Consider the following 20,258-nt stretch of genomic DNA (forward strand, 5'->3'; position numbering starts at 1 on the left):
AATTATAATGTCAAAAGAATATGATATTGATTGATGATGGATCAAGTAAACCATGATATCTCTTCTTTCAGAGAGGATGCTCCTAGGGTGTGAGGGCGTCTAGAAGAACCTGGTTGAAAGCTAATCCGGAGAGCAGGGTCAAAGTCCTGCCGATGGCCCCGTTAAGGCCTTGAAGGAGGCTTTCCGTCCGCGAGGAAGAAAGCAACCAGGGTGGTACCGCGTGAGAACAGCTCTCGTCCCTGATTGGGATGGGGGTTTTTTTGTATTTTTCAAAATGATTAGTTATTGGAGGTATCTATTGATGAAAAAGCTTAGCTCAAGTGAAATCAGGCAAAAGTACTTAGATTTTTTTGCATCAAAAGGTCATCGAATTGAACCGAGTTCTCCGCTCGTTCCCCATGATGATCCTTCTTTGCTGTGGATCAACTGCGGGATGGCTCCCCTTAAGAAGTATTTTGACGGAACGGTTATCCCTGACAATCCGAAGATTGCAAACTCCCAAAAGTCCCTTAGAACAAATGATATTGAAAATGTAGGGAAAACAGCCAGACACCATACCTTCTTTGAAATGTTAGGGAATTTCTCGATTGGCGACTACTTTAAGGAAGAATCCATTTTGTGGGCTTGGGAATTCCTGACTGGTCCGGAGTGGATCGCCTTTGATCCTGAAAAGCTGTCTGTAACGATCCATCCTGAAGACGATGAAGCGTTTGAGATTTGGAACAAGAAAGTGGGCATACCAGAGGAACGGATCATTCGTTTGGAAGGGAACTTCTGGGATATTGGAGAAGGCCCTTGCGGACCTAACAGCGAGATTTTCTATGACCGCGGAGAGAGCTTCGGAAATGATCCGAATGATCCGGAGCTGTATCCTGGCGGTGAAAACGAGCGTTACCTAGAGATCTGGAACTTAGTATTCTCACAGTACAATCATAACTCAGACGGTTCATATACCCCGCTGCCTAAGAAGAATATTGATACGGGTATGGGGCTGGAACGCATGGCTTCCGTCATTCAAGATGTAGACAACAATTATGAGACCGATTTGCTTTTCCCGATTATCGAGGCGACGAGTGAGATTGCTGGGGTCAAGTATAAAAGTTCTTTGGAAACAGATATCGCCTTGAAGGTCATCGCAGACCATGCCCGAACGATGTCCTTTGCGATTGGAGATGGAGCTTTGCCTTCGAATGAAGGGCGGGGATATGTCATCCGTCGACTGCTTCGCCGAGCGGTACGATACGGAAAGGTTTTGGGCATTGAAAAGCCATTCCTCTATCAGCTAGTTGCAGTTGTCGGAAACGTAATGGGCGATTACTATCCTGAAGTTGTGGAGAAGCGCGAATTTATTGAAAAGGTCGTTCGTGGAGAAGAGGAAAGATTCCATGAAACACTCAACGACGGGCTAGCTATTCTTTCCCAGATGATCGAGCAAGCGAAGGCATCAGGCCGCCAAGCCCTCACGGGAGAAGAAGCGTTCAGGTTATATGACACCTATGGCTTCCCGATTGATTTAACCGAGGACTTTGCCTTAGAAAACGGTTTTTCCATCGATCGCGTCGGCTTCGAGCAGGCGATGGACGAGCAGCGCGCACGCGCACGGGCAGCCCGCCAGGATGTGGACAGCATGAAAGTCCAAGGGGGGATCTTGGGCGATGTTACGGTTAAGAGTGAATTTGTTGGGTATAATGAATTGGTAACAAGTGCCCAAGTCGTGGCGCTGGTCGTTGAAAACCAATCAGTGGACTTTGTGACGGAAGGCTCTTCCTGTCAGGTCATTCTAGATCGAACTCCTTTCTACGCAGAAAGCGGGGGGCAAATCGCAGACGTGGGATTAATCATTTGCGGTCCTGCGCAGTTGTCCGTCGAGTATGTTGTCAAGGGTCCAAATGGACAGAATGTTCACCAAGCTACTGTACACCAAGGAACGCTCAAAGTTGGCGATACCGTAGAAGCGGTTGTTGATCGCTCCTCCAGGGTAAATATTATCAAGAACCATACAGCAACCCATTTGCTGCACCGGGCACTGAAAGATGTCCTCGGGGAGCATGTAAATCAAGCGGGCTCGCTTGTGGCGGTTGATCGCTTAAGATTTGACTTTACTCATATCAGCTCCTTAAGCGATTCTGAATTGGAAACCATTGAAGGACTCGTGAACCAGAAAATCTGGGAGCAGATTGAAGTAAGCATCATGAACAAGGGAATCCAAGAAGCGAAGGCTATGGGAGCCATGGCTTTATTCGGAGAGAAATATGGCGACATCGTGCGCGTGGTTCAAGTAGGCGATTATAGCTTAGAGCTGTGTGGAGGATGTCACGTGGGAAATACCGCTGAAATCGGCTTGTTTAAGATTATCAGCGAAGGCGGAATTGGAGCGGGAACTCGTCGAATTGAAGCGGTAACCGGGCGGGCTGCCTATGAGTATCTCAATGAGCAGTACCATACACTGCGCAGGATGGCTGGTGACTTAAAGTCAACGTTGGCTGATGTGCCGAAGAGGGTAGATGGGTTAAAGTCAACGATTCGTGAACTGGAAAGAGAAAACGAGTCCTTGAAAGCCAAGCTGAGTCATGTTGAGGCCTCCTCCTTGACGGATCGGGCAAAGCAAGTAAATGGAATCCAGGTTCTGTCCGCACAAGTGGATGGCATGGATATGGAGAACCTTCGGAACATGGTGGATGATCTCAAAAATAAGCTGGGTTCTGCTATCGTGGTAGTCGGTTCCATACAGGGGGACAAGGTAAACTTAACCGCAGGGGTAACCAAGGACCTGGTGGAAAAAGGATACCATGCCGGCAAGCTTATTAAGGAAGTGGCTGCCCGCTGCGGCGGCGGCGGCGGCGGACGTCCGGACATGGCCCAAGCGGGAGGAAAGAATCCTGCTGAGTTAGGTGAGGCCTTGAACTTTGTCTATTCTTGGGTAGAACAGCAATAAATTCATAAATTTCAGGAAATAAAGAGGAAAATGCTACCCTCTTAGCGAAACATGTAGAAAGAACTTCTTAAAAGGTAAAGAGGTGTTGAAGATGAGTTCATTGGACAGAACCATGAAGTTCAATCTAAAGCTGGATGACACAGATGTTCAGGTGAAAGATGCTTTTCTCACTGTTTACAGTGCGTTGGAGGAAAAGGGCTACAATCCCATCAATCAGATTGTAGGATATCTCCTTTCTGGTGACCCGGCCTATATTCCAAGGCATAACAATGCCCGAAGCATCATTCGCAAATTGGAAAGAGATGAATTGATTGAAGAATTGGTACGGTCGTATTTGTCTCAACACCGCACATAAGATAAAGCCGGGTGAAACGAATGAGAATCATGGGATTAGACCTCGGGGATAAAACCATAGGGGTTGCGGTCAGCGATGAGTTGGGCTGGACAGCCCAGGGAATTGAGACCATCAAGCGCTCGAGCCTCGAGTCAGACATGAAGCGGTTATCGGAATTAGCTTCCCAGTATTCTGTGGAAGAAGTGGTTGTCGGGCTTCCCAAGAACATGAATGGGACGATCGGACCGCGAGGTGAGCTGTGCCAGGCATTTGCCAAGGATGTGGAAAACCGTCTAAAGCTGCCTGTACGGATGTGGGATGAGCGCCTGACGACCATGGCTGCCGAAAAGATGCTCGTGGCAGCGGATGTCAGCCGCAAAAAGCGCAAACAGGTTATTGATAAGATGGCCGCAGTGATGATCCTGCAAGGGTACCTTGATTTTAAAAAATAGTTCCCAAAAGGAGGCGAGTGCATTGGAAGAATTAGAAGTAGGCGAAATCGTTACCTTGTCAGATGACGAAACAGGTGAGGAACAGGATTTTCAAATCATGTACATCTTCGATATCGAGGAGCGTACCTACCTTTGCCTTGTACCTGAGGACCAGGAGAATGAGACAGAGGTGGAGGTTCATTTCCTTCGCTATGATGAGTCGGATGGCATGCTATATCCAATCGAATCGCAGGAAGAGCAAGAGAATGTAATTGCGACCTTCGAAACGCTGGAAGCCGAGTTTAATGAATAGGATGGACTAAGAAAAAGCTATGCCGTTGCCGCGGCGTAGCTTTTTTCTTTCCTCTTCCAGTCCCCCAAAAAGAATGGAAATCGAGTATAATGAAGGATGTTGTCAAATTATTGGTGTCGATTCTTGCTGGGTAGACTAAGAGGGGAGGAAGAAAAAATGAGTAAAATAATAAAGCTTTTTATGCTTTTTCTCATATTGGCAGTAGGCGGATCTGCTGCAGGCTATTTCTATTATCAGGATACGCTTAAGCCCCCGGAAGCTGGGGCGCCCGTGGTTGTAGAAATTCCTCCGGGCAGTTCAACGCAGAAAATAGCAAATATCCTGGAGGAAAATCAAATCATCCGCAATAGCAAATCCTTCGCGTTTTATGTTAAGCAAAGCGGGAAAAGCAATCAGCTGAAAGCGGGTCAGTATGAGTTTACCCCCGGTGAGACGGTAGAAGACATCTTGAACCGGATGGTTGAAGGCGATGTATATGCCAATACTTTTCAATTCACCATTCCGGAAGGCTGGACCATTGCACAGATTGCTTCTTACTTGGCAGAGAAGGGATGGGTCAATAAGGATAAATTCCTCGCTGAGGCAAATGAAGCCGAATTTCCATATGAATTCATAGGGGATATCCCGCAAGATAAAAGCATGACCTACCGGTTGGAAGGGTATCTGTTCCCCAAAACGTATGAAATGAAGGAAGGGGCGACAGAGTATGAAATCCTTGATCGCATGTTGGCCCAATTTCAAAAAGAGTGGGATCCGTCTTGGAATGAAGCTTTAAAGAAACGAGGGATGACCATACACGAAGCGGTGACACTGGCCTCCATCGTCGAGCGGGAGGTCGTAGTGGAGGCTGAACGCCCGAGAGTGGCTGGCGTCTATTATAATCGATTGGGCCAGGATATATTGCTTCAAGCGGATGCAACAGTGCAGTATGCGATGGGAAAACAAAAGGACATCGTGACCTACAAAGACTTGGAGCTGGACCATCCCTACAATACGTATAAAGTAAAAGGCTTGCCGCCGGGTCCCATCGCTGCGCCCGGAAAGCAGTCGCTTCAGTCTGTAGTTGAGCCTGAAAGTCACAAGTATCTTTTCTATGTAACCAAAAAGGATGGATCAGGCGAACATTTTTTCTCTGAGACCTATAATCAGCATCTCAAAAACATCGCTCTAAGCAAAAGATCGCAAAAATAGCAACGAGGAGCGACTTATGGTAATATAATCAAGTTAAAGTGAGAAGCAGGCATAGGAGTTGTAGTGATGATTACGAATGATCGTGTCAACGAGTATATAGAGGAACTGATACCTTCAAGGGACGAGCTGCTCTCTCGCCTGGAACAGGAAGCGAAGGAAGAGCGAATCCCTATCATTCAGCTGCCAAGCATTCAATTTATCCGGACAGCGCTGTTGGCTTATCAGCCGAAAAGAATACTTGAAGTGGGAACCGCCATAGGCTACTCTACCATTTGGCTGGCCAGAGCTGCCCCATTGGCTCGCATCACGACGCTAGAGATTGATCGGGATAGGATTTCCCGTGCGGTTGTTAATTTCGAACAAGCCGAAATACGGGAACGGGTGGAGATTATTGAAGGGGATGCGGGGGATGGGCTGCCGGAGCATTACCGGTTCGACTGCCTTTTTCTTGATGCGGCGAAGGGACAATACAAGCATTATTTGGATTTATATTTGCCTACGCTTGAGCCCGGAGGCATCGTTATTTGCGATAATGTGCTGTTTAAGGCCCTAGTGGTTGAAGAAACGGTGGAGAATAAGCGCTTGGCGCCTATGGTAAAGAAGCTCCGAGATTTCAATGCATACATTATGTCACATCCTGAATTGGATACTTCTCTGATTCCGATTGGAGACGGATTAACGTTTTCGGTAAAGAAAGGTGAATGAAGAATGAAAAAACCTGAGCTGCTCATACCAGCAGGGAGCGTAAGTGAGGTTCAGCAATATCTTGAGGCGGGAGCAGATGCAGTCAGTGTCGGGAATAGCGATTATGGCTTGCGTCTTCCCGGATCGCTAAAGGCAGAGGGAATGAAAGAAGCTGTGAGCATAGCTCACGCGAAGAATCGGAAGATCTATGCTGCGGTGAACGCACTGCTGCACAATGATAAACTCAAAGGCCTGGAGGATTATTTGCGCCAATTGCAGGAGATCGGGGTCGATGCCGTGGAGTATGCCGATCCGGCCGTTTTGATGACTGCAAAAAAGGCCATTCCGGACATGCCCTTGCATTGGAACGCCGAGATTATAGCAACGAGTATAAATACGCTGCGCTATTGGGCCTCAAAGGGGATCAAGAGAGCTGTTTTGTCGCGTGAGCTGAACATGGAAGAAGTCCTGGAGATGAAAGAGGAGCTGGACCTGAACCTGGAAATTGAAGCTCAGGTTCATGGCATGTCGTGCATCTTTCATTCCAAGAGGCCTTTGGTGTCGAGCTATTTTCATCATTTGGGAAAAGATGCGGTCATCGAAGGCAAGGGGAAGGAAAGAGGGCTGTATCTTCGGGAAGAAAAGCGCGATGATATCTTTTACCCCATCTATGAGGATGAGAACGGCACCCATATCATGAGCGCCGAGGATATCTGCATTCTTGAGAATTTGGATGAGATGATCGACCAAGGAATTGACAGCTTCCGGATAGAGACTTTACTGAAGCCTGTTGATTATAATGTCACAGTGGTTAAAGCGTACCGAAAGGCCATTGACCTATATCTGGAAGATCCGGATGCGTTCTTTGGCCAGCTGGATGCGTGGAAGGCGGAAATCGAAGCGGTCCAAGACCCTAAGCGGCCCCTTTCCACAGGGTTTTACTTTAAAGAATTGGTATTTTAGCGAGGTGAAAGAACTATGCCGGGTACACTAGAAAAATCCCCAACCAAGCGCGGCCCTATCCTGAAGAAGCCGGAAGTGCTTGCCCCAGCGGGTAATTTGGAAAAGCTTAAGATCGCGATCCATTATGGCGCAGATGCCATCTACATCGGCGGGCAGCAATTCAGCTTAAGGGCGAATGCGGATAATTTCACATTTGAGGAGATGAAAGAAGGAGCCGACTTTGCACATGCCCACGGGGCCAAGATTTATGTCGCCGCAAACATCATCGCCCACAATGAGGACATGCAGGGGGTCGAGGAATATTTCGCGAAGCTGTACGAGGTGGGCATTGATGCGGTGATTGTAGCGGACCCTGCGCTCATCGAAGCCTGCAAGAAAGGGGCGCCGGGTCTGGAAATCCACTTGAGCACGCAGGCGTCCACAACGAACTGGCAGTCCGTGCAATACTGGAAGGACGAGGGAATAGCCCGGGTTGTCCTGGCCCGGGAGGTCTCCTTTGAGGAAATCAGGGAGATCAAGGAGCATGTGGATGTGGAAATCGAACAGTTCATCCATGGAGCGATGTGTCCCGCCTATTCGGGAAGGTGTGTCCTTTCCAATCACATGACAGCGAGGGATTCCAACCGCGGGGGCTGCTGCCACTCCTGCCGCTGGAGCTACGATATGTTTGAGCACCCGGATGAAGCAAATCAGGAAATGCAGATTTCGAATGAAGACGATAGTGCTTTTAGCTTCAGTGCGAAAGATTTAAGTATGATTGAACACATCCCGGAGATCGTTGAATCGGGAATTGATTCCTTGAAGATTGAGGGCAGAATGAAGAGTGTCCATTATGTGGCTACGGTAGTAAACGCCTACCGACAGGCCATCGATGCTTATTGCGCGGACCCAGATAACTATAAACTGGATCCGCAGTGGGTAGAAGAAATTCATAAGGCTGCCCACCGATCCACAACCACAGGATTTTTCTACGAAACCCCTGGTGTGGAAGATCATTTGTACGGGGAAGCCGAGTCATTAGCGGAATATGATTTTGCCGGATTGGCCCTCGACTACGATGCCGATAACCGGATTGCTACGATCCAGCAGCGGACCCACTTCAGGCTAGGTCAGGAGGTTGAGTTCTTCGGACCGGGAGGGCGTTTTTTCCGCCAGACCGTAAAAGAGATGTGGGATGAGGAAGGAAAGGAAATCGAAAAGGCCCCTCACCCGCTCATGACTGTCCGGTTAAGGGTGGACCAGCCTGTGAGCGCTTGGGATATTATGCGAAAACATAAATAAGAGCAGAATGAAACACCCCCTGATCAGGCAACAATGGTGATGACTGGGGGTGTTTTCTTATGTCGCAGGACATGAACCGAAACAAAAGAAGAATATTTTTCATTTCTTCCGTTCTGGTTATTTGCTGGTTTACTTTAATAGGCAGGCTGCTGTGGATACAGGCCATTGATGTCCACCAGTTTTCCAAGCACAATGTGAACCTTGTCGCGGAGGCCGTTTCTCAGCGCAAGCAGGGAGTTACTCTCCATACGGGAAGGGGAGATATTCAGGATCGGGAAGGCCGTCCCCTAACCGGAAGCGAGATATCGGGAGTTGCCGTATTTCCCCTGGCCAGAGGCCGCCTGGACGAGGGGAAGGTGTCGGAGCTGGCTCAGCTGCTCCATATGAGGAAGGACGAGCTTCAGGATCTCATTGAAAATGTGAAGGCCCCTGCCTTCATTCGGGACAGCAAGGGAAAAATCATTTCTTTAAGTGAAGAGGAAGAAGCAAAGGTGGGCCAGCTCGACCTGCCGGGGATCCTTGCCTTGCCGGTAACCGAGCGTTATCAGCCGGATGCGGTCGCAACCCAGCTGATCGGCTATATCAGCCAAAATCCGGAACTGATCCAAAAGGAATATGCCGAAGAGCTGCGCAAGGGCGAAATTACAAGGAAAACACTGATTGGCGCCTCTGGACTTGAGCGAAGCTTTGAGCGATTTCTGCAAGGGGTCGGTCCGACCTCTGTCTCTTATTTCGTGGATGGGCATGGAAATCCTTTAAACGGCTTGCAAGCCAGGCTCATAGAGCAGGAAAACCATTTTTATCCGCTCTCCTTAAGAACTACCTTGGATAGAGCCTTGCAAGAAAAAATAGAAGCATGGATGAACGAAGAAGGAATAGAAAGGGGATCGATCGTTGTTTTGGATGCCGATTCCAGAGAAGTACTGGCCATGGCCAGCCGACCCGAATTTCGCCCTAATCAGATCCAGATGGATAGCGGGAATTGGGTGAACCGGGCCATTAAGCAGACGTTTCCGGGTTCCGTGTTTAAAACCGTTGTTGCATCGGCGGTTTTGGAGGAGGAACTTGTAAAACCCGATGAGAAGTTTGTTTGCGATGGCCACTATGGGAAATACGGATTTTCCTGCTGGCTGGAAGGAGGGCATGGGGAAATCACTTTTGCTGAGGCTTATGCGCAATCCTGCAATATTGCCTTTGCGCAGGCAGCACTCCGCTTAAGTCCCGGGGATTTGGAAAAATATGCTGCAAAATTGGGGTTGACCGAGCAAGTAGGCTGGAAGCAGTCTCCTTTCTTCAAGATGAACTCTTTCCGGCAGTTCAATGGGGAGGAGCGTGGACAGGTTTTTGCAGCCAACACCCCAAAACAAGATGAAGGTGTAATTATTCAAACGGCGATTGGGCAGCGGGATGTCCAAATCACCCCTCTGCAGGCAGCCAATATGGTGGCAAGCATTCTTGATGGAGGAAAAAAAGAAGAGGTGCGTGTGGTAAAGGAAATTCGCTATAAGACCGGCTCCCTGTTTCACAGCTTTGATTCCCACAGTATCCCGGGAGAACAAATTGATCCATATACGGCTTATCAGCTTCGCCAGATGATGGAATCCGTTGTCAATGATGGGACTGGGAAATATCTCCAGGATGCAACTTGGAAACTAGCAGGAAAGACAGGAACAGCCCAAACCAGCAACGAAAATAACAACCAATGGTTTATAGGCTATGGGCCGGTGGAGCAGCCGAAATATGTTGTGGCTGTGGTTGCCGAACAAGAGCCAAAGTCAGGAAGAAACAAAGTAATGCCTGTGTTTAAGAAAATTATGAATGAGCTGGCGAAGGATGAAGAGCCGGGCCGGCAATAGAGGGAGTTTTTCCGGTTATTCCGGAATTTTCGGCAAAAAAGAGTGAAAAAAGCGGAGTTTCTCCGGCTATTTCACTTGAAGTGGCTGGAAAAAATGAAATGGGCGGATTTTCTCCTGTTATTCGCTCAACAATATCTAGGACTTTCGCCCAATTCTTTCGCAATTCGCGATTTTCATAGGCAAGCAGGCTGAGTGTTGAATAGGATATCGTGTACTTAACCGAAAGGAGACTTATAAGGGTTATGGATATCCAGCAAGCTCAGTCTATTTGTAAGAAACACATAAACCGTTATGTTGAGATACAAATGAAGGATGGAAAGACCTACGACGGAATCGTAGAAAGTGTAGATGACCAGAACGTCTACCTCGCCGTACCTCGAGGAGGATCCCAACGAATTTCCAATGAAGGACGCCAATTTGGGTTTGGTTTTCCTTGGTATGGTTATGGCGGTTTCGGGTATCCCTGGTATGGCTATGGGTATCCGGGTTACGGCTTTGGATATGGCCGCTTCCGAAGGCTGGCGTTGCCGCTGGCTCTATTGGCTGGATTAACGCTTCTGCCTTATTATTAATTAGCTGTACATTTTTCATTATTCAAGCACAAGGAGTGGAGCCAGTTCTTCACTCCGCTTTGTCATGCGGTTCAAAAAGAAAAATATTTGGTACAGGCACGGACGACTCCGCTTTTACATAAGCTTATAACAGTCTCAAATTACATCTGGAGGTGACAGCCTGTGCCAGGTTTGTTTACTGCCATCTCTTTGCTCATTAAAGAGATGGTCCTTTTTATCTCATACATTAAAAATAACGCTTTCCCTCAGCCCCTTTCAGAAGAGGAAGAATTGAAATATCTGAAGATGATGGAGAAGGGCAGCGAGCATGCTCGCAATATGCTGATTGAACACAATTTGCGATTGGTTGCCCATATCGTGAAGAAATTCGAAAACACCGGTGAGGATAGCGAGGACTTGATTTCGATCGGAACGATCGGGTTAATCAAGGCAATTGAAAGCTACCAGACGAATAAAGGAACGAAGCTCGCAACCTATGCGGCCCGTTGCATTGAAAATGAAATTTTGATGCATTTGCGCTCGCTGAAGAAAACCAGGAAGGATGTTTCGCTGCACGATCCGATCGGGACCGATAAAGAGGGGAACGAAATATCGCTGATTGATGTATTGGGAACGGATATGAATGAAGTGGTGGATAAGGTCCAGCTGCAGATCGAGAAGAGCAAGATCTACAAGCACATCCATGTTCTGGATGACCGGGAGAAGGAAGTCATCATCGGACGGTTCGGACTCGAAACCCAAGAAGAGAAGACCCAACGGGAAATTGCCAAAGAGCTGGGCATTTCAAGATCTTATGTGTCGCGTATTGAGAAACGGGCGTTGATGAAGCTGTTCAATGAGTTCTATCGAAAGTCGACAACAAAAGCAAGATAAGAGCTGTCCGCATGTCATGCGGACTTTTTTTGAAATTTTATTTTGTCCTTCATCGGAAATATTATTCACATTGGGGCTGTTAATAAATAAAGCTAAGCTAAAGGCTCTTCTCACAGTGAAAAGAGCCTTTAGCTTAAATTATGTTATTTTTTCAATTTAGCCCATGTTGCATCAAGAGCTTTCATCGCTTCTTCTTTCGATTTTTGGCCGCCAACGTAAGCTTGGAGGGTTGCGCCAAATTCTTGCACAACGCCATCCGGGAATTTTGTCCATTCCCAGGTAAGGGTTTTTCCTTCTTTGGAATAGTTAACAAGTTCCTCGCCTAATGGTCCAATGCCTTTTGCTTCTATGGATTTAAAGGCCGGGATATATTTGAACTCTTCAACCAAGGCCTTTTTGCCTTCTTGGGATGTAACCATCCAGTTAAGGAAATCCTTTGCCGCTTTTTTGTCTGCTTCAGGTGCTTTGTTATGAATGACCCAGTTAGTAGGAACGCCAATTGCTAACTTATCCGCTTCAACTGCATCGTCACTAAGAGGCATGGGAAGAATCCCCACATTCATGTTTGGAGTGATTTTATCCAGCATCGGCTGTATCCAGTTTCCTTGCTGTATCATGGCCGTTTGACCGCTGGCAAATTGTGTAACTTGAGTATTGTAGTCTGTTGTTAATGGATTTTTGTTGCCATATTTAACGGTCAAGTCCAATAGCTTGATAAATTGGTTAAATTTCTCATTTCCTTCTATTTTAGCAGTACCTGAATTTAACGCCTTGATAAATTCATCCGGATCATTCTGATGGGCAAATGGAATATTGAGAGCATGGATTCCTAATATCCACCATTCGGAATATCCTATGGAGAATGGCGTAATACCTGCGGCTTGAAGCTTTTGGCACGCTTCCTCTAACTGAGATAATGTTTTTGGCAGCTCGGTAATGCCGGCTTTCTTAAATAAATCCTTATTGTAGGTAAAACCATAACCTTCAAGATTAACAGGCTGTCCGTAAATTTTCCCCTCCATTGTCATGGGCTCCAATGCATAATCATAGGCATCTTTTACCCATGGCTGATCTGACAGATCTTCTAATTTGTCTTTCCATGTTTGAGCCTCTTGATAACCGCCGTTCATAAAGATATCCGGGGCATTGTTAGAAGCGAACTTCGCTTTTAGGGCTGCAGCCCCATCTGCGCCGCCGCCTACGGTTTCAATATTGAATTTAACATTGGGATGTTGTTTCGTATATTGATCTGTCAAAGCTTTTAGCTGATCCGCAATTTCTACTTTCCCCTGAAACAAGTCAATGACTACCGTATCGCCTTTGTCGCTGCCGCCATTTTTGCCAACCGATGCATCTTCATTGGAACAAGCAGTCGCAAAAATTAAGGAAGCGGTTAATGCACTAGCCGTGAATAGAGCTTTTTTGATTTTTAAAGACATTCTTTTTCCCCCTTATGGTTATATGTTGCTTATAAATATCTCTACCGTCCAGATCCATTTTTTAGATTGTTGGTGTAGAGACGATTCCTTGATGCAATTATTTAATGGATCCTCCTGTAATCCCTTTAATAATGTGTTTTTGCATGGCAAAGAAGAAGATTAATAATGGGATAATACTAAGGACTAATGCTGCCAGTGCTAAATCCCACTGCTTGGTGTACTGTCCAAAGAAGAAGAACGTTGCCAACGGAATCGTTCTCAAATCCGGATTTTGAAGCACAAGGGATGGCAATAAGAAGTCATTCCAAATCCATAAGCTGTTTAAGATGACGATGGTCACGGTAATCGGTTTTAACAGCGGGAATACAATTCTCCAGAATACGCCGAACCGTGAGCATCCGTCGAGAATCGCAGCCTCTTCCAGCTCAAGCGGAATCCCCTTGATAAACCCGTGATACAAGAAGATCGTCATTCCTGACCCAAATCCGAGATACATGATGACAAGACCCCAGATGCTGTTTAAAAGTCCGAGGTTTCCCGCCACTTTGATGAGGGGAATCATGAGCGATTGAAACGGAATCACCATGGCAGCTACAAAAATCATGAAAATGATATTACTGATTTTCTTTTTTGTTCTGACCAGCATGTAGGCGGCCATGGAACAGAACACGACCAACACCAGGTTACTGGCTGCCGTAATGATCAGTGAGTTGGCAAATCCCTTTAAGTAATTCATTTTCTCGAATGCATGTATATAGTTTTGAATTTGCAGCGTCGACGGCAAAGCCGAGGTATTGGTCAAGATCTCGGCAAATGACTTGAGAGAATTGGATATGACATAATAGAATGGCACTAAAAATACAAGACCAAGCAGGATCGCCAAGATTTCAAGAATAAAGGTTTTCCCCGCATACCTGTTTTCCATTATGACTCAACCTCCTTCTTCTTCGTGTACATCACTTGAATGGTCGTGATGGCTGCTACTACCAGGAAGAAGATTAAGGCTTTTGCTTCACCGAGACCGTAGCGATTGTTAACAAATGCTTCTGTATAAATGTTAAAGGCTAACATTTCTGTCGATTTAAACGGACCTCCGTTGGTTAGAGACAAGTTTACATCAAAGATTTTGAATGAAGATGAGATCGTCAGGAATAAGCAGATGGTGACCGCTGGAGCTACCATCGGCAACGTAATGTGGCGGAGAATCTGCCATTTGTTCGCTCCGTCAATCTTGGCCGCTTCCAGTACTTCTTGCGGTACGTTCTGTAAGGCGGCAGTATAGATGACCATAATGTAGCCTGCCCCTTGCCATACACTGACGATCACGATCCCCCAGAAACCCGTTTGAGCATCCCCTAGCCAAGGTAATTGAAAGAAAGAAAGACCGGTTAATTGCCCAATGGATGCAAAGCCTTTAATGAAAATGAATTGCCAAACAAATCCCAGCAATAGACCTCCGATTAAGTTTGGCATGAAGAATACAGTACGCAAAATATTTCTTGTTTTTAGCATCTGTGTGACGAGCAGCGCCAGTCCAAACCCGACTAAATTCGTTAGAATGATGGCGACAGCTGTATATTTGACGGTAAGCCAGAAAGACTGGTGAAACTGCGTGTCTTCCGTAAATAAGTATTTAAAGTTGTCCAATCCAACCCAATGGATATCTCCCGTAACCCCGTTCCAGTCTGTAAACGCATAATAAATACCAATAACGAAGGGGATCAGGACAATAACCGAAAACGCTAACAAGGCTGGCCCGACAAAAAGGGCGAATAGCCCTGCACTCTTCAGCTTCTTCTGATTAATAGAAACTGACTTGGAAACTTTCGTGTTTTTCCGCTGATTTAATGCTTCACCTTTTAAAATCTCACTATTCATTCTTGCACCTCCCATATCTTCATTTTAGTGAATAATGAAAATTATGAAATGGCTTACATTGACCGGTAGGGTGGAAAAAATTGAACAGTCGCTAATGGAGTGTAATCGGTTTATCAAAAATCTGCTATATAATGTCCGATCAAAATTATGTTAATATGGAGAGAAAAAATGATAAGAAAGGGGGGCGGGTTCGTTTAGTGGCCGGATAAGCATTATCCATATTCACTAAACAAAAGGTTATGGGATGGGGCATTCGCAAAAAGCTTATCATCTTCCTAATGGCAGCAACGGTTCTTCCTTTTGGAACCGCCATCACCATTACTTACTTACAAACGACGAAGTCTCTTAACAATCGCTTTGTTTCAACAAATCATGACCTGATTGTGAAAGGGAAAGAAGAGCTTTCCACTTATTTGCAGGATGTTGCCCAAATGTCAACGGTTCTTTACCGGTATACTCCCTTTATGAAGGTAATGGAAGGCGGGATATCCCCAGATATAAATAATAATCAGGAACAGGTGCGCATGGCACTGGCTTATTTATTCAATTCACGGCCGGAAATAGAACAAATGCATCTTTACATTGATAAAAGGAAAGATTCTTATACCAACTATCACTCAGCCATAAGCGGCAGGGCGAGGTATGAGAATGTCCTTTCCCATCCCTATTATGCTCAATTAATGACACATGCCGGTTATTCCATCGTTGAACCGCCCCACAAAATCTATAGTTACAACAATCAATCGCTCATTCCGGAGTCCCAGAAGAAAGCGGTATTAAGCTTTCATAACATTATTAGAGATGTTCCATCCGATCGGTTTTTAGGCTTTTTATCTATCGATATTAATCTTTCCAAAATCAGTGCGATTTCCGGCAGATTATTTATGAAAGATGTAGAAGACTTTTACATTATAAACGAACATGGCATCATTATTTACGCTTCCAATGAAAAAGAAATAGGAACAGAAAATAAAGAAAAGTGGTTTCAACAAGTCAAGAAAAAGTCTTCAGAGAATAAAAGCCTGGAATGGAGGGATAAGCACTTCTCGGGTGTGATCGTTTATGAAGCGTTTTCCGAGCCGTTTAAGGACTGGTATATGGTAAAAAAAATCCCTTATGATGTGCTCTATGAAAGTGCAAGAGAAACGGCCCTCATGAATATTTTGATTGGCATGATCTCGCTTGTCATTGTTTTGTTTGCCACGATGGCTGTTTCCTTTAAATTAACCGCTCCGATTCATGTATTGATTGCCAATATGAAGAGAGTAGAAAAAGGAGAATTAAAGGTTGAGTTTGATTCCTTGGGGAACGATGAAATCGGCATGCTGGGCAGACACTTCAAATCGATGATTGCCAAAATCAATGAATTGATCGAGCGGCAATATAAATTGGACATCGAAAATAAGGCATCCCAGCTTCGCGTATTGCAGTCTCAAATCAATCCTCATTTTTTATATAATGCCCTTCAGTCCATTGGCACGCTGGCGCTAAAATCCAACGCGGTTCCTGTATATTCCTTGCTGACCTCTTTATCTACGATCATGAGATACAGTTTGAATATGAAGGATGATATTGTGCCGTTTACCTACGAGCTGAAGCATGTCCGATCCTACTTATTATTGCAAAAGCAGCGATTTGATGAGCGATTTGAATTTCGGCTGAATATCCAAAAAGATGCGGAAGAGATTCTCGTGCCGAAAATGATTTTGCAGCCCATCGTGGAAAATTGTTTCAAGCATGGTTTTGATCAGCAGGCAGATAAAGCATTGATTTGCATAGAGGCGTATCTGCCAAAGGAGGAAATCGTTTGCATTCGTGTGACAGATAATGGAGCGGGAGTAACGGAAGAGAAGCTTCAGAATATCCGGCTGGAATTGTTCCAAGGGATAGCTCAAGAGGAGAGACAAAGAGAAGCGATTGGCTTAAAAAATATTTATGACCGCTTGCAGATTTATTACAGCAATCAGGCCCAAATGTCTGTGGCCGGCAGGGAAGGAAGCGGATTTGCAGTGACCATCGAGATTCCGAAGGTGATGCCGAAAGGGGAGGGCATGCATGAGAGTATTAATCGTCGATGATGAAAAACACGTTCGGGAAGGAATTAAGCTGCTTGGGACATGGGAACAGCATGGAATTGGGGAAATTTATGAGGCGGAAAACGGGGAAGAAGCCATTCAGCTTATCCAAACACATAGGCCTGAAATTATTTTCACCGATATGAAAATGCCGAAAATGGATGGCACACAGCTCCTGGAGTGGTTGAAAGAAAATCAGCCCAGCGCAAAGACCGTGGTTTTGACCGGATACGATGATTATCACTATATGCGAAAAGCGATTCATTTCGGCAGCATAGATTATCTGTTAAAGCCTATTGATCCGGAAATCTTGAATCATACGCTGGTACATGCCGTAAAGGAATGGAAGAAAGAAGAAGCGGAGAGGAAGAAAGAAGGAAGCATCTATCAATTAATCAATGAGATGAAGCCTGTTTATCGCGACCGAAAGCTTACCCAGCTGATGAACGGCGGTGACATGAAGGAGCATGTTTATGAAGAATTCGGATTTCCTTTGTCCCAGAATTATGCGGCAGCCCTTGTCCGGATGAACGGAAAGACGATCGATGCCTTTCAGGGTAACCGGGATTTAGCGTACTTTACGGTCCTGAACGTCATGAATGAAATATTGGCGGAAAATCAATGTGGAATTGCTTTTCGCTATGTATCCAAAAAGGGCGAAATAGTGATCATCTTCTGGAACCAGTTAGAGCAAATCGAACAGCTTTTGGTCCGAATCTATCAGACGCTAAAGACGGCGATGGATATCTCTTGTCCGATGGCGATAGGAACCCTTGTTCATCAAAGCTGCAAATTGATGGATTCTTATCATCATGCCAAACAGATTCTATTAAACAGCAATATATTGGATAAACGGGAAAGCAGGGTATATGTGCAGGAATTTCCACCTGATCCTGCTTTAAGGAGCCTGATGGCGTACTCTTCCGCTATCGAGCTGGCTATGCAGGCCGGTGAAAGGGGCGCATTTGAAGAATTGATTCAACAAATCGCAAAGGACTTCACGGAAAACCATTATTTTTCATTGAAACAGCTGCTCCATCTTGAAAATGAATATCAGGTCATCAGCCATCGGTGGTTCAAGCATTATGACCTTCCTTTTGAAGGACAGGAAGACAGCGAGAACCGGGTCGATTGCTTTTTCGATGAATACGGCACCTTCAAGCTGGACGAATACAAAGAGAGAAAAAGGCGCGAGATTGCTCTTTTTCTCAAAAAAGTAAAAAGAAAAGCGCTTCGGAAAAACAGCAGCATCATTTATGACATCGAAAAGTATCTGCAGGCCAACATTGACCGGGATGTCAAGCTGCAAGAGCTATCCGATCATTTCTATATAAGCAGGGAATATATCTCCCGGAAATTCAAACAGGAATTTAATGTGAGCATATCCGATTATGTCCTGAAGATCCGAATGGATAAAGCCAAATTCTTATTGAAAAACAGCCAGTTAAAGATCTACGATATTGCCGGCATGATTGGCTATCAGGATGACAAATATTTTCGCAAGGTATTCAAAAAAGTAGTGGGGATTACCCCGAATGAATATCGGACTCAAACTCATGGTCAGTGATGGGACTCGCCCGTTGCTGCCATTTTTTTGTGTTCAATATTTTACACCCTATGTGTCAATGTAAGCCATTTCAATCCTTTTTTCATCCCCTAAAATAAATAGTAAAGAAACATATTTTGAAGTAAGGGGCCGATCGATTTGAATAAGACATGGTGGAAAGAAGCAGTGGTTTATCAGATTTATCCCCGTTCTTTTATGGACAGCAACGGGGATGGAATTGGCGATATCAGAGGGATTACCTCAAAACTGGATTATCTGAAAGAGCTCGGGATCGATGTCATCTGGCTATCACCCGTATACAAGTCGCCAAACGATGATAACGGTTACGATATTTCCGATTATAGGGGCATAATGGATGAGTTTGGCACGATGCAGGATTTTGATGAGATGCTTGCAGAAGCGCACAATCGCGGAATCAAAATCATGATGGATTTAGTCGTGAACCATTCTTCCGATGAGCACCCCTGGTTTATGGAAGCCAGAAAGTCCAAAGACAATCCCTGCCGCGACTACTACATTTGGCGTCCGGCTAAGGAGGATGGAAGTCTCCCCAATAATTGGGGCGCATGCTTTGGAGGCTCCGTTTGGGAATATGACGAAACGACCGACGAATATTACCTTCACCTGTTTTCCGGGAAGCAGCCGGATTTAAACTGGGAAAACCCAAGGCTTCGCCGGGAGGTATACGATCTGATGACCTTCTGGCTGGAAAAAGGGGTGGACGGATTCCGGATGGATGTCATCAACTTCATTTCCAAAGTGGACGGACTTCCGGATGGAGAGAATAAGGGTGGGCATACGTTCGGGGATGGCAGTCCTTATTACCTCAATGGCCCCAAAATCCACGATTACTTGCAGGAGATGAATCGGGAGGTACTGTCCAAGTTTGATATCATAACAGTCGGCGAAATGCCGGGTGTCAACGCGGAGCAAGCCAAGTCATATACCGGCATGAATCGGAATGAATTAAACATGGTATTCCATTTTGAACATGTTTCCTTAGGGGACGGAAAGTTTGGAAAGTGGAGCCCCGGGGAATGGAAGCTGACAGAGCTTAAAAAAATCTTCAGCCGCTGGCAGTACGGATTAAAGGAAGATGGGTGGAACAGCCTGTACTGGAGCAACCATGACCAGCCCCGTGCCGTATCCCGCTTTGGAAATGATCAGCGGGATTATCGCGAGGTATCGGCAAAAATGCTGGCGACTTGCCTTCATATGCACCAGGGAACCCCTTACATCTATCAAGGAGAAGAAATCGGGATGACCAATGTCCGGTTCGACAGCATTTCCGATTATTGCGATATTGAAACGCTTAATGCCTATCGCGACCTGGCAGAAGAGGGGAAACTCAGCAAGGAAGAAATGATGGAAGCCATCCACCAGCGCAGCCGGGATAATGCCAGAACCCCTGTTCAGTGGTCCGCCGATCCAAATGGAGGTTTCAGCAGTGGTACCCCCTGGATCTCTGTCAATCCGAATTATCCCGAAATTAATGCGGAACGAGTGGTGAGTGAGCCGAATTCGATCTTCCATTACTACAAGAAATTGATTCAGCTGCGCAAAGAGCATGAAATCATCGTCTACGGAAGCTATGACATTCTGATGGAAGAGGATGAGCAAATCTATGCCTTTACACGAACTATGGGCAGTCAGAAATTGCTGGTCGTCTGCAACTTCTCCGGGCACAAACCCGTTTTTGAGCTTTCGGAAGCGATAAGCTATTCAAGTAAAGACCTGCTGATCAGCAACTACGATGTGAATGGGGAGGAGGATATTCAAAACATAACCCTCCGTCCCTATGAGGCCCGCGTGTATAATTTAAAGTAAGCGTAAGGAAAATGAATGCAATAGCAAGGGTTATCACTG

At 45.8% G+C, this 20,258-nt stretch carries 17 protein-coding genes; 14 read left to right on the forward strand and 3 right to left on the reverse strand.

Annotated elements, in window-relative coordinates; genetic code table 11:
- Positions 1–301: 301 nt before the first annotated feature.
- The 11 genes from alaS (at position 302) to sigK (ending at position 11,433) form a co-directional block, all read left to right on the forward strand.
- Entirely contained in the window at positions 302–2,935 is a 2,634-nt protein-coding gene (alaS, locus tag ABLT31_RS00190; protein ID WP_367747312.1) for an alanine--tRNA ligase, read from the forward strand.
- A gap of 91 nt (positions 2,936–3,026) precedes the next feature.
- Positions 3,027–3,290 (forward strand): IreB family regulatory phosphoprotein, encoded by a 264-nt coding sequence (locus ABLT31_RS00195; RefSeq protein ID WP_129196420.1) that lies wholly within the window; start codon positions 3,027–3,029, stop codon positions 3,288–3,290.
- 20 nt (positions 3,291–3,310) lie between these two features.
- Positions 3,311–3,721, forward strand: coding sequence for a Holliday junction resolvase RuvX (gene ruvX / locus ABLT31_RS00200; RefSeq protein WP_367747316.1), 411 nt, complete (start codon positions 3,311–3,313; stop codon positions 3,719–3,721).
- Between the two features lie 22 nt (positions 3,722–3,743).
- Entirely contained in the window at positions 3,744–4,013 is a 270-nt protein-coding gene (locus tag ABLT31_RS00205; protein WP_367747318.1) for a DUF1292 domain-containing protein, read from the forward strand.
- 156 nt (positions 4,014–4,169) lie between these two features.
- Positions 4,170–5,204, forward strand: a complete 1,035-nt coding sequence (mltG, locus tag ABLT31_RS00210) for an endolytic transglycosylase MltG (protein WP_367747321.1) — start codon at positions 4,170–4,172, stop codon at positions 5,202–5,204.
- Between the two features lie 66 nt (positions 5,205–5,270).
- Entirely contained in the window at positions 5,271–5,909 is a 639-nt protein-coding gene (locus ABLT31_RS00215) for an O-methyltransferase (protein WP_367747324.1), read from the forward strand.
- Positions 5,910–5,912: 3 nt separating this feature from the next.
- Positions 5,913–6,851, forward strand: a complete 939-nt coding sequence (locus ABLT31_RS00220) for a peptidase U32 family protein (protein WP_367747327.1) — start codon at positions 5,913–5,915, stop codon at positions 6,849–6,851.
- Positions 6,852–6,866: 15 nt separating this feature from the next.
- On the forward strand, positions 6,867–8,132 hold the full coding sequence (locus tag ABLT31_RS00225; RefSeq protein WP_367747330.1) for a peptidase U32 family protein: 1,266 nt from the start codon (positions 6,867–6,869) through the stop codon (positions 8,130–8,132).
- A gap of 59 nt (positions 8,133–8,191) precedes the next feature.
- Positions 8,192–9,988, forward strand: a complete 1,797-nt coding sequence (locus ABLT31_RS00230) for a peptidoglycan D,D-transpeptidase FtsI family protein (protein WP_367747333.1) — start codon at positions 8,192–8,194, stop codon at positions 9,986–9,988.
- 242 nt (positions 9,989–10,230) lie between these two features.
- Complete coding sequence (locus ABLT31_RS00235; protein WP_367747336.1) at positions 10,231–10,560, forward strand: LSm family protein; 330 nt, start codon at positions 10,231–10,233, stop codon at positions 10,558–10,560.
- A gap of 162 nt (positions 10,561–10,722) precedes the next feature.
- Positions 10,723–11,433, forward strand: coding sequence for an RNA polymerase sporulation sigma factor SigK (gene sigK / locus ABLT31_RS00240; protein ID WP_367747339.1), 711 nt, complete (start codon positions 10,723–10,725; stop codon positions 11,431–11,433).
- Positions 11,434–11,576: 143 nt separating this feature from the next.
- Here sigK and ABLT31_RS00245 read toward each other — a convergent pair whose 3' ends face one another.
- The 3 genes from ABLT31_RS00245 to ABLT31_RS00255 all read right to left on the reverse strand — a co-directional run bounded on the left by ABLT31_RS00245 (position 11,577) and on the right by ABLT31_RS00255 (position 14,750).
- Positions 11,577–12,872: an ABC transporter substrate-binding protein gene (locus ABLT31_RS00245; RefSeq protein WP_367747342.1), complete on the reverse strand. Its 1,296-nt coding sequence runs from the start codon at positions 12,870–12,872 to the stop codon at positions 11,577–11,579.
- A gap of 97 nt (positions 12,873–12,969) precedes the next feature.
- Entirely contained in the window at positions 12,970–13,797 is an 828-nt protein-coding gene (locus tag ABLT31_RS00250; RefSeq protein WP_367747345.1) for a carbohydrate ABC transporter permease, read from the reverse strand.
- The gene (locus ABLT31_RS00255) at positions 13,797–14,750 is read right to left on the reverse strand and encodes a carbohydrate ABC transporter permease (RefSeq protein WP_367747348.1); all 954 of its coding nucleotides are present in this window, start codon (positions 14,748–14,750) and stop codon (positions 13,797–13,799) included. The genes ABLT31_RS00250 and ABLT31_RS00255 overlap by 1 nt, the downstream gene beginning before the upstream one ends.
- Before the next feature lie 239 nt (positions 14,751–14,989).
- Here ABLT31_RS00255 and ABLT31_RS00260 point away from each other — a divergent pair, with 239 nt between their 5' ends.
- The 3 genes from ABLT31_RS00260 to ABLT31_RS00270 all read left to right on the forward strand — a co-directional run bounded on the left by ABLT31_RS00260 (position 14,990) and on the right by ABLT31_RS00270 (position 20,219).
- The gene (locus ABLT31_RS00260) at positions 14,990–16,828 is read left to right on the forward strand and encodes a cache domain-containing sensor histidine kinase (RefSeq protein WP_367747351.1); all 1,839 of its coding nucleotides are present in this window, start codon (positions 14,990–14,992) and stop codon (positions 16,826–16,828) included.
- A complete protein-coding gene (locus tag ABLT31_RS00265) occupies positions 16,806–18,392 on the forward strand; it encodes a response regulator (RefSeq protein WP_367747354.1) in 1,587 nt (528 codons plus the stop codon). Before ABLT31_RS00260 ends, ABLT31_RS00265 begins: the two co-directional genes overlap by 23 nt.
- A gap of 138 nt (positions 18,393–18,530) precedes the next feature.
- A complete protein-coding gene (locus ABLT31_RS00270; protein WP_367747357.1) occupies positions 18,531–20,219 on the forward strand; it encodes a glycoside hydrolase family 13 protein in 1,689 nt (562 codons plus the stop codon).
- Positions 20,220–20,258 lie beyond the last annotated feature (39 nt).

This window comes from Ammoniphilus soli (assembly GCF_040813775.1).